The 13,922-nt window shown below is 43.1% G+C and carries 18 protein-coding genes; 11 read left to right on the forward strand and 7 right to left on the reverse strand.

Features of this window, described 5'->3' with window-relative positions; translation table 11 throughout:
- The first annotated feature begins 182 nt into the window (after positions 1 to 182).
- From FKV42_RS04160 to FKV42_RS04185, 6 genes are all read left to right on the forward strand, one after another.
- A complete protein-coding gene (locus FKV42_RS04160) occupies positions 183 to 1,283 on the forward strand; it encodes an amidohydrolase family protein (RefSeq protein ID WP_154808991.1) in 1,101 nt (366 codons plus the stop codon).
- 30 nt (positions 1,284 to 1,313) lie between these two features.
- A complete protein-coding gene (locus FKV42_RS04165) occupies positions 1,314 to 1,772 on the forward strand; it encodes a universal stress protein (protein ID WP_154808992.1) in 459 nt (152 codons plus the stop codon).
- Positions 1,773 to 1,783: 11 nt separating this feature from the next.
- The gene (locus FKV42_RS04170; protein ID WP_154808993.1) at positions 1,784 to 2,635 is read left to right on the forward strand and encodes a CBS domain-containing protein; all 852 of its coding nucleotides are present in this window, start codon (positions 1,784 to 1,786) and stop codon (positions 2,633 to 2,635) included.
- Positions 2,636 to 2,686: 51 nt separating this feature from the next.
- Complete coding sequence (locus FKV42_RS04175) at positions 2,687 to 3,376, forward strand: 2,5-diamino-6-(ribosylamino)-4(3H)-pyrimidinone 5'-phosphate reductase (protein WP_154808994.1); 690 nt, start codon at positions 2,687 to 2,689, stop codon at positions 3,374 to 3,376.
- Positions 3,377 to 3,479: 103 nt separating this feature from the next.
- On the forward strand, positions 3,480 to 3,962 hold the full coding sequence (locus FKV42_RS04180; protein ID WP_196214046.1) for a thioredoxin family protein: 483 nt from the start codon (positions 3,480 to 3,482) through the stop codon (positions 3,960 to 3,962).
- A complete protein-coding gene (locus FKV42_RS04185) occupies positions 3,963 to 4,619 on the forward strand; it encodes a cytochrome c biogenesis CcdA family protein (protein ID WP_154808996.1) in 657 nt (218 codons plus the stop codon).
- Positions 4,620 to 4,665: 46 nt separating this feature from the next.
- Here the strand turns inward: FKV42_RS04185 and FKV42_RS04190 are convergent, their stop codons facing one another.
- From FKV42_RS04190 to cbiT, 7 genes are all read right to left on the reverse strand, one after another.
- Positions 4,666 to 5,370 carry a precorrin-8X methylmutase gene (locus FKV42_RS04190; protein ID WP_154808997.1) on the reverse strand — a complete coding sequence of 235 codons (705 nt, stop codon included), beginning with the start codon at positions 5,368 to 5,370 and terminating at the stop codon, positions 4,666 to 4,668.
- On the reverse strand, positions 5,360 to 6,151 hold the full coding sequence (cobJ, locus tag FKV42_RS04195) for a precorrin-3B C(17)-methyltransferase (RefSeq protein ID WP_154808998.1): 792 nt from the start codon (positions 6,149 to 6,151) through the stop codon (positions 5,360 to 5,362). The genes FKV42_RS04190 and cobJ overlap by 11 nt, the downstream gene beginning before the upstream one ends.
- On the reverse strand, positions 6,120 to 6,461 hold the full coding sequence (locus tag FKV42_RS04200) for a cobalamin biosynthesis protein (protein ID WP_230375492.1): 342 nt from the start codon (positions 6,459 to 6,461) through the stop codon (positions 6,120 to 6,122). The genes cobJ and FKV42_RS04200 overlap by 32 nt, the downstream gene beginning before the upstream one ends.
- A gap of 8 nt (positions 6,462 to 6,469) precedes the next feature.
- Positions 6,470 to 6,919, reverse strand: coding sequence for a cobalamin biosynthesis protein CbiG (locus FKV42_RS04205; protein WP_154809000.1), 450 nt, complete (start codon positions 6,917 to 6,919; stop codon positions 6,470 to 6,472).
- 62 nt (positions 6,920 to 6,981) lie between these two features.
- Entirely contained in the window at positions 6,982 to 7,725 is a 744-nt protein-coding gene (cobM, locus tag FKV42_RS04210) for a precorrin-4 C(11)-methyltransferase (RefSeq protein WP_154809001.1), read from the reverse strand.
- 16 nt (positions 7,726 to 7,741) lie between these two features.
- Entirely contained in the window at positions 7,742 to 8,356 is a 615-nt protein-coding gene (locus tag FKV42_RS04215; protein ID WP_154809002.1) for a cobalt-factor II C(20)-methyltransferase, read from the reverse strand.
- A 54-nt stretch (positions 8,357 to 8,410) separates the two neighbouring features.
- Positions 8,411 to 8,965 (reverse strand): precorrin-6Y C5,15-methyltransferase (decarboxylating) subunit CbiT, encoded by a 555-nt coding sequence (cbiT, locus tag FKV42_RS04220; protein WP_154809003.1) that lies wholly within the window; start codon positions 8,963 to 8,965, stop codon positions 8,411 to 8,413.
- Positions 8,966 to 9,079: 114 nt separating this feature from the next.
- Here cbiT and FKV42_RS04225 point away from each other — a divergent pair, with 114 nt between their 5' ends.
- From FKV42_RS04225 to FKV42_RS04245, 5 genes are all read left to right on the forward strand, one after another.
- Complete coding sequence (locus FKV42_RS04225) at positions 9,080 to 10,564, forward strand: cobyric acid synthase (RefSeq protein ID WP_154809004.1); 1,485 nt, start codon at positions 9,080 to 9,082, stop codon at positions 10,562 to 10,564.
- 243 nt (positions 10,565 to 10,807) lie between these two features.
- Positions 10,808 to 11,044, forward strand: a complete 237-nt coding sequence (locus FKV42_RS04230; protein WP_154809005.1) for a FeoA family protein — start codon at positions 10,808 to 10,810, stop codon at positions 11,042 to 11,044.
- A gap of 28 nt (positions 11,045 to 11,072) precedes the next feature.
- The gene (gene feoB / locus FKV42_RS04235) at positions 11,073 to 13,094 is read left to right on the forward strand and encodes a ferrous iron transport protein B (protein WP_154809006.1); all 2,022 of its coding nucleotides are present in this window, start codon (positions 11,073 to 11,075) and stop codon (positions 13,092 to 13,094) included.
- 34 nt (positions 13,095 to 13,128) lie between these two features.
- Complete coding sequence (locus tag FKV42_RS04240) at positions 13,129 to 13,590, forward strand: hypothetical protein (RefSeq protein ID WP_154809007.1); 462 nt, start codon at positions 13,129 to 13,131, stop codon at positions 13,588 to 13,590.
- On the forward strand, positions 13,590 to 13,907 hold the full coding sequence (locus FKV42_RS04245; protein ID WP_154809008.1) for a FeoC-like transcriptional regulator: 318 nt from the start codon (positions 13,590 to 13,592) through the stop codon (positions 13,905 to 13,907). The genes FKV42_RS04240 and FKV42_RS04245 overlap by 1 nt, the downstream gene beginning before the upstream one ends.
- Positions 13,908 to 13,922: the final 15 nt, after the last annotated feature.

Here is a 13,922-nt window from a genome sequence, read left to right on the forward strand (position 1 = left end):
AGGTTGTCTGTACAATCACAGATAGGCTCTGCCATGCTCTCATGCAAGGACCTAACAATACGCATGTTTACCTACTACAGGAGAGACATATAAATATAGCGTCTAAAAAAAGCCTAAAAGGTAAACTGGAAACATATACTTGATAAGTGCTTATAAAGGATTAAAGCAATTAATGAATGTTCATGTCATGGGAACAGACAATATCCGGGAAAATAATATACGGACCTGAAGCAGAGGTCATTGAAGGTTATATTGTAGTAGAGGACGGCATCATTAAGGAAGTGCATGAGAAAAAAAATGATTCACAAATAATCATTGCTCCCTGTTTTGTAAATGCACACACCCATATAGGTGATTCTGTCTGCAAGGACCCTGTTCTTGGTGAAACCGTTGGACACTATGTCAAAAGAGATCTGGACCAGCTTGTTAAACCACCTGAAGGTCTAAAACATCGCATACTGAACAGCACTCCACGTGATGAAATGATTGAGGCCATGAAAAGCTCGATCAGTGACATGAATTACACAGGTACCTGCGCTTTTGCAGATTTCAGAGAAGGTGGAGTTAATGGGATCAGTGTTCTCAAAGAAGCCCTTAGTTCATCAGAAATAGAAGAAAGAATATTTGCCAGGCCACTGCAAACAGGAGATACGGACAAACTCTGTGCTGAATTGGATGAGATTCTGGTAAATGCCGATGGACTTGGAATGAGTGGCGCTAATGATGTGGATATGAGCGTACTTGAGACTGCAAGAGAGAAAACAAAAAAATATGGTGCAACATTTGCGATACATTCCGGAGAGAATGACAAAAGTGACATTGACAAGGCATTATCACTTGATCCTGATATATTGATCCACTTGACACATGCAGAACTGTCTGACCTAAAAAAGGTTGCAGAGGAAAGCATACCCATAGTAGTTTGTCCGCGATCTAATTTTATCACTGGTGTTGGAATGGCACCTATTGCAAAAATGCTGGACGAAGGCATTAAAGTGGCAGTCGGAACCGATAATGTAATGCTTAATTCGGTAAACATGTTCTCTGAGATGGAGATTTTATCTAAAATTTTTGGCATAGAGGACAGACAAGTATTTATGATGTGTACGCTTATGGGAGCAACAATATTAGGGCTTGAGAACACCGGTTCTATTCTGGAAGGAAATAAAGCCAAAATAATGATCATTAACGGTAATTCGAGCAATCTTGCTGGCACAAGGGAAGTAATCAGCGGGATTGTAAGAAGAGCGCGACCTGATGACATACTATCTGTAATAATTTAAACAGGGATATAGTTACTAAGGAGAGGGACAATGACAAGTACTCTGTATAAAAATATATTTATTGCAACCGATGGATCCAAACAAAATGAAAAAGCTGTTATTCACGGCATAGAACTTGCTAAAATGAGTGGTGCTAAACTATATGCAGGATATGTTGTTGATACTGCGGCTTTTACATCAATACCCATGGATGCCGGTTGGGAAATGATGTATGAACTTCTGGAAAAAGAAGCAAACGGAGCTACTGATACAGTTGAAGAATTGGCAAAGAAAGAAGGCATCACCTTTGAATCCGTTGTTCTGGAAGGCAATCCAAGTCATGAGATCATCGAGTTTGCCGACAATAACAATATTGACCTCATAGTAATGGGAACTCTCGGAAAAACAGGAATTGATAGATTCCTGCTTGGAAGTGTGGCCGAAAAGGTAACAAGAAACTCAAAAGTACCTGTACTTGTAGTACGAGGTGACTCTGAAGAGGAAAAGTAAGGAGTTTCACCATGCCAAAAAACATCAAAGTCTCCAGTATAATGAGAACAGAAGTTGCATATGCAACCCTTCCGGGATCAAGAGATGAAGTTCATACCTTGCTCAAAGAGAAAAGAGTATCTGGTGTACCAGTATTAAAAGATGGAAAGATTGTAGGTGTTGTGAGCAGAGCTAACCTTTTGAGAAATCCGGAAGAAGAACAGCTTGCGCTTTTAATGACCCGCAACCCAATAACAATAGATCCTGACAAAAGTATTGTTGATGCTGCAAAGATACTTCTGGAACACAATATCAGAAGACTTCCTGTTGTAAAGGATGAAAAACTTGTAGGTATCATATCTGTTGCTGACATTGTTGCATCCATTGCAGAACTCAACTTAACTGATCATGTTGGACAATTCATGAACACAACTGTTGTCCCAATCTGGACTGACACGCCTCTAAATGTTGCTGCAAGAGTAATGGAACTTGCAAAAGCAAAGGCTGCTCCTGTAATAGACAACAACCTTGAAGTCGTAGGTATTCTCACTGATCGTGATGTCATAAGTGCAAGTGTCATAGAGGATTCCGTTGAGATGTCAGACATGTCCGCAGGATCAGATGACGATGAATGGACATGGGAATCCATGAGAGACACTATGAGTATTTACTACAGCGTTTCAAGAGTTAAAGTACCTGACATACCAGTAAAGGAAGTAATGGTCAGTGACCTTGTAAAAGCTGCATACATATCAGGTGTCAGCGAATGTGCATTGAAGATGAAGAGGAACAAGATTGATCAGATTCCAGTCGTCAATGCAAACCAGAAATTCCTGGGACTTCTGCGTGACCGCTACCTCATGAAAGCTATCGTTGAAAACTAATTATTTTATGGGTAGCAATACCCAGATAATCTTTTTTTAATAGTGATTCCAATGGAACGCCCATTTACATTTATAAATTCGGCAATGTCTGCCGACGGCAAGATTTCCACAAAAGAAAGAAAGCAAGTAAGGATTTCAGGCCAGATCGATTTCAACCGCATGGATAAGTTGCGTGCAGGATCTGATGCTGTGATGGTGGGCATTGGAACAGTACTCGCCGATGATCCAAGTCTGACAGTGAAATCTGCTGAACTCAAAGAAGAAAGGATTGCAGCAGGTAAGGATGAGAATCCTGCAAGGGTTGTTGTTGACAGCAAAGCAAGGACACCTGTTGATGCTGACATATTTAAAAAAGGCGAAGGAAAACGTATCATATTGATTTCAGAATCCGCTCCAGCAGATAAAGTAGCACTTCTGAAAAAGCAGGCAACAATTGTTGTTGCAGGAAAAGATAGCGTAGACCTTAAACAAGCAATGTCAGAGCTCAAAACCCAGGGAATTGACCGCCTGATGGTTGAAGGCGGTGCAACACTCAACTGGGGAATGATATCAAACGGGCTTGTTGATGAGATATACACTTTTCTTGGAAACCTGATAATTGGCGGAAAGACCGCACCTACCTTTACGGATGGTGAAGGTTTTAGCGAGAAAGAGATACAGAAACTCGAGCTTATTGATGCTGATAAAATGGAAGATGGAATTCTTATTAAGTGGAAAGTTCTTGCTAATTCAAAGCAATGATACTTTCTTTTTTTGAAACATGGTTTTGTGTGCTATTGCCATATCCCTACACAAAAGTATAAATCATTATAGTTTAAATATAAACCAGACAAAAGGTGATATCATGAATAAATTAGTCCTGCCAGTAATTGTTGTAATTTCAGTCTTATTTATAGTCGCAGGAATGACAGGCGACAATAAGGAAGCAATGGAGAACAGTGCGATAATAGAGATTACAAGCGCACAAGAACTTAACACCTTAGTATCACAGGGGCCAGTCCTTATTGAAATTGGAGCAGACTGGTGTCCTGCCTGCAGCTCACAAAAACCTATTATGGCAGAGATATCACTGGAATATGAAGGCAAAGCATCTGTAGTATATCTTAACTCAGACAGGGCAAGCGCACTTGCTGCCAGTTTTAATATATATTCTATCCCAGACTCGTTTGTCATCGTTGAAAACAATGAGGATGGCTACGTTTACATGGGAACAGATGGCCAGGTTACAACAGACAGGAATTATGCAAGATACATCGGTCTGACCACTAAAAACAAGTTTACAGAATTGCTTGATAACGCAATTGAATACAGGAAATCAGCTGATTAAATGGTCGATGCAAGCACACTAACTCCACTGGCATCTTTTTTAGCAGGTATCGTGAGCGTGCTCTCCCCCTGCGTATTGCCACTGCTTCCCATCGTGCTTGCATACTCAACAGGAAATAGCAAACTTCGCCCTCTTTCAATAATTGTGGGACTTACATTTTCATTTACTGTAATGGGCATTGCAGCATCTGCATTTGGAGAATATATTTTACCATATCTCAATGAACTCAAGATAATTGCTGAACTCATCATAATTTTCATGGGCATATCAATGCTCATGCAAAAAGATGTTTTTGCATCCCTGTCACAATATACAGGAAAAATCCATGCAGAAGGGAAAGGACTTATCGGAGGACTTGTTATCGGTGCATCCCTTGGAATTATATGGATTCCATGCGTTGGGCCCATACTGGCATCAATACTCACCCTTGTGGCACTTGAAGGAAACGTGCTTTATGGTGCAGGACTTCTGTTCATATATGCAATGGGTTTTGCAATCCCAATGCTGATTATCGCCTATTCCGCAAAACTATCCGGTGACAGGCTCGGCAAGATAGCTGAATATGACATTGAGCTCAAAAAAGGAGCAGGCATTGTGCTTATTATTGCAGGACTGTGGATGGTTTACACTAACCACTTAAGGGCTTTTCTGACATAAATATTGAAAGAACAAGAATTAGTTAATGTGTTCATTCAAGAACACATTAATCTTCATTTGCTATTGTAACAAGTTCATTGATACAGGCAACTGCCATTGGCGTTCCGCCACGTGTGCCTACACATGTAATTGATGGAACCGGTGCGCCTCTGACAACTTCTTTTGATTCTGCAGCGTTGACAAAACCTACAGGTGTGCCTACAATGATAGCTGGCTTGATGCCGTGTTCTATCATCCTGCATACTGCAAACGCGGCAGATGGTGCATTGCCTATTGCGACAATTGAACCTTCAAGTATGTCCTTGCATTTCAGGAATCCTGCTGCAGTTCTTGTAATACCATATTTTTTGGCAAGTTCTGCATCCTCATCCTTGTCAAGTACACAGATAATCTCACAGTTGTGGCCTCTCTTGGTTATTCCTGACTTGACCATATTGATATCAACAAGAATAGGAGCACCTTTTCTAATTGCCTCAACACCTGCTGGAATAGGATCATTGACAAAACGCATGAGGTCTGCTACTGCCGGGTCACCCGTTGAGGTTACACAGCGCTGTTTCACACGATCCTCAGGAGTTTCATCACCCACAAGTTTGCGGGCAATGTTACGGCTTGTCATGTAGATTGCCTTGGCCTCATCAGTCTGTGAACCAAGGTCATTGCAGATAGCAACGAGATCAGGGTCGATCTCAGTTGTCATCTCCACAAGCTCTTCAATGCTTGTGTCGGTCTTTTTGGGCTCAGTAGTCATATTTCCGATGATACCCCCTTGGAGTGATTATCCTCTTGCCATATGGTGAATCCCATATGCGGGAATCATTCGTTGTGATAAGGATGGTAGTGCTCATGTCAACCCAGTCGTTGTAGTCCATTACCTCGCCAAGGGTTGTAACAACATAATCCTGATCAGCTTCCCTCAGAGCATTCTTTACAAGAGCTACAGGTACTGAATCTTCCTTGTGCTTTCTGATAATCTCAATTGCTCTTGAGAAATTGGATTTGCGCTGGCGGCTCTTTGGGTTGTAGAGTGACATTACAAAGTCTGCTGATGATGCTGCCTCAAGTCTCTTCTCGATGACTTCCCATGGTGTCAGAAGGTCACTGAGACTTACGGTACACATATCATTGACAATAGGTGCTCCAACGACACTTGCTGCTGCTGTGATTGCAGTTACACCAGGCAGAACCTCTACCTCAACATCAAGACCTGCATGTTCTGCAACTTCAAGAACAAGACCTGCCATACCATAAACGTTGGCATCTCCACCGCTTATCATGGAAACAACCTTGTCCTGTGCAAGCTCCACTGCCTTGCGTGAGCGGTCAACTTCCTTTCCCATGGCACTACGGACTATCTCCTGTTTGTCCAGCAGGCTTGCCATCTGGTCAAGATAGGTACCATTTCCGACAATGTAATCTGATGTCATAATTACATCTCTTGCCTTCACTGTCAGCTGTTCGACCGAACCCGGACCTATACCGATGATGTAGAGTTTACCTTTACTCTGCGATTGCGATTGTGACCCTTCCATATACCTTCTTCCTTAGTATCAATTCCTTTTTTTCCGACAACGCCAGTGCGGCAGGCTCTGCCACACCTGTAAGCCCGAAGCGTTTTGCCTGCGAAGCCGACGGCGCATCATAGTTATTCAATTCATCATGATCTATGAATGTTATTGTGAGCCCGAAAAACTTCGCTGCCTCGTGCAGACCTGTCTCGTTCTCTTTTAATTTAGCTGATGCCAGCCCTTCCACATCATCGATACTTCTGCCTACCTCCGCAAGCGCATTATTTATCGCATCGATAGCTTCCTGACTGTCAATGCCCCTTCGGGCGCCCATACCTATGATCATTTGTCCTCAGCCTTTTCTTCTCTTTTCAAGACAGAAACATCGTCCCCGACTATGACGATCTTCGGACCTTTGATTTCAAGGACTTCAACGTCCTCATCAAGCAGAGCGCAGTTTACCTGAACAGTCGACGGCTTATTGACAATATCACATCCAAGTGACTTGGCAATTCCTTCCACTGAGTTCCTGTTGTGAACTTCAGTAGCTGTAGTTACAACCGGAACAGGACCAATCTCTGCAATCTTCCTGACAACCTCGTTGCCTCCGTGATGACCTCCAAGCAGAGGGATTGCGAAATTCATGTTGGAATCCACTACAATAACTGCAGGATCCTTCCACTTATCCTCAATAAGCGGTGCAATCTCACGGACAACAATGCCGGTGGCAAACACTGCCACAATGACATCGTATTCTTCAAATGCCTTTTTGAAGATGGTTTTATCGAACATCAGGATGTCTGCATCCAGATGTTCTGCCAGTCGCTCTGCAACCTCAAGATTTCTCTCAAAGGTTATGACAGCGGTTCTTGTGCCACTCCGTATAAGTAAGACCTCCCGAAGTTACCATATTCCACAGGCTCTACAACTCCACCGATAAGGATCATTGCGGAGCGCTTGATGCCTGCTTCCTTGACCTTGCTGGCAATGTCTGCAACAGTGCCCTTAATGATCTTCTGGTCAGGCCATGATGCGTGGAAGACAACTGCCACAGGAGTGTCATCTGGATACTCGACCTTCTCCATAATCTGCTCGATCTTCTGGGTTCCCAAAAACACAGCCATGGTTGCGCCATGTCTTGAAAGCTCTGTAATCTGGTCCTTCTCAAGTGTCTTACCTGCAGGACGTGTGATAATAAGGGTTTCTGAAACCTCATTTAGTGTAAGCTGGGTCTTCAGTGCTGCTGCTGTTGCAAACACAGAAGATACACCAGGGACAATCTCAACCTCTACATCGAACTTCTTAAGTTCTTCCATCTGTTCTACGATTGAACCGTAAAGTGATGGGTCACCGCTGTGTAACCTTACGACCTTCTTACCTGCTTCGAGATTGTCAACTATAAGTTTGTTAGTCTCATCAAGGGTAAGTCCGTAACTGTCAATCTTTTCACCTTTACAGTAATTGACAACTTCAGGATTTACAAGGGAACCTGCATAGATTACAAGGTCAGCCCCTTCAAGAAGCTCCTTACCCATTACGGTGATGTATTTTGCATTTCCCGGACCGGACCCTACGAAATATACTTTCTTATCTGTCATTGGATTCACCCTGTGATCATTCTTCCTTTTGTGCGAAGACTATACTGAAATAGCTGCTTTTTTCAGGGATCTTATCCCTTTCTGTGATTATGACCTGCTTATCACTGAAAAGGCGCTCACATAATATGAATTTGTTAAAACCTTCCCTTTCATAGGATTCAATGATATCAAGTGGATTACTGGCCTTGAGCCTTATCCTGTACTTGCTTTCTGACCCATCAGTTACCTCAAAGGAGGAATCGACCTCTGTGCATGCCTGCGCAGCAAACGAGGTTATCGAGCTGATACCGGGAATAGTTGATGTCTCAACATCAGGATAGAACTTGTTCATCACACGCTTTAAGTGAGTGAACGTTGAGAAGAAATTCGGATCACCGATAAGGCCAAAGACAACAAGATTGTCCTTTGATTCCTCAGCAATCCTATCAGCATTCTCTTTCCAGATATCATTGAGAACATCATAATCAGTCAGCATCGGGAAATCAAGAATTTCTGATTCTGCATGAGGTGCCACCAGATCCGCAGCCATAGGCCCTGGAACGTATACCTTATATGCATTTTTCAGGCTTTCAACAGCTTTCAATGTGAGAAGCCCTGGGTCACCAGGGCCAAGTCCTACTCCTACAAGCATTTTATATCACCATTAAATAAACATAAATTAAGTAAGTTGATGCATAAGTTAACGTCAGTTTTTACCGGACTTACCGACAATGATGTATATCGGATTCTCCGGCTTGAACATAGTTTCGCCAGTGATTGGCGCGCTGCGAGACACAATTATATGCAGTGCCTCTTCGAATAAGTCAAGTTCTTTCATCTTGTTTATTACATTTACGACAGTCTCAATTCTGACTGCATTTAATACAATGCTTTTTGCCTTTTTCTCAGCAAGCACTTCAAGCACACGGGAAATATTCTTTGTGCCACCAATGAATGCACAATCTATAGAACCAACTTCCTGTTTTTCAAGGATTTCTGATGATTCACCGGAAAACACTTGTGCATTGTTAATCTTAAATGCTTCGAAATTTTTCTTCGTCACACTAATGGCTTCTTCCCTTGCATCAATAGCGCATATACTGATGTCACGTACCATTTTTGAAGCTTCTATTGACACGGCTCCAGTCCCGCAACCAATATCAAAAAATCTGCAACCGTCTGCCAAATCAAGTTTTGATAAAGAAACTGCGATAATTTCGGGTTTTGTAGGGCCGCCACTTACATGCAAAAGTTCAGTCATATTCCACCTAACTAAGATAAACTGGAGTTAAGTAGATATAAGTTGCCCTTCATAAAATTGTTGCATTATTACGAAATAGTAGGAAAAAACAAAAAGAGTAAGAGGGCAGTTGCAATGGAAAACAAAAGAAATGCAAAGAAATTACTGGTACTCGGCACTGCATCAGATGTCGGCAAAAGCATAATGGTCACTGGCCTGTGCAGGATACTGTCCAGAAAATACAAGGTTGCACCATTTAAGGCTCAGAACATGAGCTTGAATTCATGGATAACAAAAGATGGAAAGGAAATTGGAATTGCCCAAGCTATCCAGGCCAAAGCTGCCGGAGTCGATCCCACAGCAGACATGAATCCGGTGCTTTTAAAACCAAAAGGAGACAGGACATCACAGGTCATCGTGCTTGGGGAACCATATGCAGACAAATCTGCCGGAAATTACTATGATTCAATTGAGGAAATGCACGATGTACTCAGAGGCGCCCTTGATAGACTTGAATCCGAATATGATCTCATTGTTATGGAAGGAGCAGGAGGAGCCGCAGAGATTAACCTCTACGACCGCGACATCGTCAATGTGGGGACCGCACGCATAACACAAGCACCTATTATCCTTGTAGGAGATATCGAATCAGGTGGAGTATTTGCAAGCCTTTACGGTACAAAGGAATTACTGCCTGAAGATGTCGCTAAGAACCTCAAAGGTTTTGTCATCAACAAATTCAGAGGTGACCCTGCAATTCTTGAACCCGGCCTGAAACAGCTTGAGGATCTCACAGGAGTTCCGGTTCTTGGAGTGCTTCCCTATTACAAACTCAAAATCCCATCTGAAGACTCCATGGCAATCAGGAAAAAGAAAAAAGGACGCGAAGAGAACGAAGAGATCAATGACATCGACATCGCAGTAATCCGCCTGCCACGGATATCAAATTTCACTGATTTTGAACCACTTGAGAGAATAGCAAATGTCAGATATGTAGACCTTGATGAGAATCTGGGCAACCCTGATTGCGTAATCATCCCCGGTACAAAGAATACAGTAAGCGACCTTCTTGACCTCCAGTCAAGTGGCATGGATGTACAGATTAAGAACCTCAAAGACAAAGCAGCTATCTTTGGAATTTGCGGCGGCTACCAGATGCTTGGAAAAGTTATCCACGATTCAGGTGTGGAAAACGGAGTTGAGGCGGATTACGCAGGTCTTGGACTTCTGGAAACTGAAACATCATTCGGAGAATACAAAAAGAGAACAGTCCAGGTCAAGAAAGAAATTGTTGCCGATGGGCCCATATTCAATCACATAAAAGGTGATGAAATATGGGGATACGAGATCCATATGGGTGCAACAAAGACACCAAGGACAGTTTTCGGAGATGACGGCAGCATCGATGAAAGCGGAACTGTAGTGGGCACATACCTTCATGGACTCTTTGAGAACGAGAACATTCGCCATGCCCTCATGATTTACCTTACTGAAAAGAAAGGTGTGGAATATCACCCTGAAACTGTGACCACAGAAGATGAGGCTTATGAGGAACTTGCCAGGGTAGTTGAAAGCTGCCTTGACATGGACAAGATATACGAACTTATCGAAGGCCAGTAATGGTCTTCAACTTTTCTGATTCTTTTTTTAACTAGATTTTGTTTTTTATGCATCTTTTTGGTAATTGGGTAGCTCTGCTGTTCAAAAAACGCAACCATCAAACCACGTTATTATTGTCAATTAAGTTATATCCCACAATGGCAAGTAGTAGTAGCAATTAAAAAAAGCCAACCAAAAATAGTATATACTAAATTAACCATGTTAGGCATACCTACTAAAAGTAAACACACAAAAGGTCATAACATGAATGAAAAAACACTGGATTTCATAGAACCTGAAACCTCTGTGAAGGTTCTGAAAGTAACAGGCCAGAAATCCTCCAGAAAAAGGATTCTGGATATGGGACTTACACCCGGTACCAGAGTAGACGTAATCAGAAGAGCACCTTTAGGAGACCCGGTTGAATTCAAACTGAAAGGTTACAACCTGTCTCTACGGAAAAGGGAAGCTGAAACCGTTCTTGTAGAGGTTCTCAAGTAAGCAGGCAAATTGCGACAATGGTGGTAGAATGACAGAAAAAATTACTGTTGCCCTTGCCGGGAACCCGAATGTTGGAAAGACATCCATATTCAATGCAATTACCGGTTCAAAACAGCATGTGGGCAACTGGCCCGGCGTTACGGTGGAACGTAAGATAGGCAAAAGAGTGTACAATGATGTGATGATGGAGATAGTGGACCTCCCCGGCACATACAGCCTTACAGCTTACTCGCTTGACGAGATCATTGCCCGTGACTTCATTATTGAGGAAAAACCGGATGTAGTCGTACAGGTTATCGACGCAACCAACCTTGAGAGAAACCTCTACCTCACAACCCAGTTAATGGAACTCGGTGTCCGGCTAGTTATTGCGCTTAACATGACCGACCTTGCCCTTGCAAAAGGTGACAACATCGATGAGAAAAAAATGCAGGAATTCCTGGAGGTTCCGGTTGTATCCACAATAGGAAGTAAGGGTAACGGAATTGAAGGACTTCTTGAGGCAGCCATAGATGAACTACATAAAACAAGGGTCACAGAGAATGTATTCACTTATGACGATCAGATCGAAGAGAATGTTGAGAAACTAAGAGCAGTTCTTGAAAGTGACCCTTACTTTGCACATTATCCGTCACGATGGTTCAGTTTAAAATTGCTTGAGGGTGACGAGAACATAATCAAAAAAGCAAAGGAGAGTAATAGTTACTCAGAGATACAAAAAATAATGAATCAAACCGATGCCGAGATACTTGAGGCAAAGGTTGCTGACCAGAGATACAAGACCATACAGACAATGCTGAGACAGGTCTGTAATATCAATACATCCCACCTCAGCGGATCGGACATGGTGGATAGGGTAGTAACAAACAAAGTCCTAGGAATACCGATATTCCTGTCACTCATGTGGGCTGCTTTTGAAGTTACTTTCACTTTCGGCACACCATTCATGAATATAATCGATATATTCTTCGGATGGTTGGCAGAAACAGCAACAAACGTAATCTCTGTTCCGTGGCTGGCATCCCTTGTAGGAGAAGGAATGATCGCAGGCGTAGGTTCAGTGATTATATTCCTCCCAAACATTCTCCTGCTCTTCTTCATGATATCCCTTATGGAAGACAGCGGTTACATGTCCAGAGCTGCGTTCATAATGGATAAGGTCATGAGCAAGTTCGGGCTTCACGGAAAATCTTTCATACCGCTTGTTATGGGATTTGGGTGTAATGTGCCTGCTATTATGGCAGCCCGTACCATAGAAGACAGCAGGGATCGGCTCATCACCATTCTGGTAGCTCCTTTCATCTCCTGTGGAGCAAGGCTCCCAGTTTATATTCTCCTCGCAGGGGCATTCTTCGGCAGAGACGCAGGAGTTGTGATCTTCGGATTGTATGCTCTTGGAATTATGGTTGCGGTCCTGAGTGCAAAACTCATGCGCAGTACCATCCTTAAAGGAGAGGACACGCCTTTCATCATGGAACTCCCGTCATATAAGTTACCAACTCTCAAGGGAAGTCTGATCCACATGTGGGAGCGAGGAAAGATATACCTCAAGAAAGCCGGTACGATCATACTGATCGGTGTGGTCGGTGTGTGGTTACTTGCATCCATCCCTGCTCCCGGAAGCAATGGAACATTTGCTTCCGAAGAGGTTTATGGTACAACGAAATCCGTAATCGGAATGATAGGGCAAGTACTTGAGCCTCTTGTAGCACCACTCGGATTTGACTGGAAGATCGCTGTGGCACTGGTCTTCGGTGTTGTGGCAAAGGAGATCGTAGTTGGTTCCATGGGTGTGCTTTACGGAGTCGGTGAAGATGAAGAGAGTCTCTCAAACATTCTTGCAGCCGGTGCAATGACACCTCTTGCAGCACTTGGACTCATGGTTTTTACTCTCCTGTATGTACCATGTTTTGCCTGCATCGGAGTAATTAAAAGAGAAACAGGTTCATGGAAATGGACATTGTTCCAGCTTATTTACGGAACCTCACTGGCATGGGGATTTGCGTTTGTGATATATCAGGGCGGTACACGTATGGGGCTGCTGGCCTGAGATTATAACCTGAAACAAAAGAGAGATAACAGATATGACAAGAAGTTACGGCAATAAAGAAATAACATTTGCAGCACTCGCAGGAGTGCTGTATGCTTTCTTCGGACTCCTGCACATTGTAGAGGGTCTTGGAATAGATACGGGTATGGCAGGATTATTGTTCATACCGGGAGATATCCTTGGTGGGTTCTGTCTTCTGGTAATTGGTGCTGTATTTCTTAACGGACTCAGGGAGATGCTTCAGGGCATTAATGCCGGAGTGTCTTTTGTTTACGTGGGAATACTGATGTCACTGATATTCATGGCAGTCTACTTACTGATCATGGGCGGCAACCTGCTGGATTCATTTCTGGTTCCTGATGATTATGAAGGCTGGAGCGTAATGGAAAGTTTCAGGCCTGGCATCTACCTGGGATTACTTTCCCTTATCGGTATATTGTACTGGAAGGACAGTTTCTCATCTAATGAAGTGCTGGTGTTCCTGGAGGGAGCATAATGGTGGTTGGTTACAGGTATTTCCTGAGAAGGCTGGCGGAGATGATGGATTCCAGAGAGAATCTCACCACCCGCACTATTGCCGACAGGCTTAACATGCGACAGGATGAGTTCAGGGATCTCCTGAACATTATGGAGAAAAAAGGTGACATCGAATGCTGCATAGAGAATGCGGCAGGATGTGACTGTACAGGTGACTGCAAAGGCTGTTCAAGGGTCTGCGCAGGCCCTGAACTTTCTTCCAGAAGTATGAATATGAAATCATACAAATTGACCGATAAGGGCAGAGCTTTGTGCGGAGAGCAGGCATTAAACTAATGTTTGTGTTTACTC

This window comes from Methanolobus vulcani (assembly GCF_006546655.1).
Classification (GTDB): domain Archaea; phylum Halobacteriota; class Methanosarcinia; order Methanosarcinales; family Methanosarcinaceae; genus Methanolobus; species Methanolobus vulcani_A.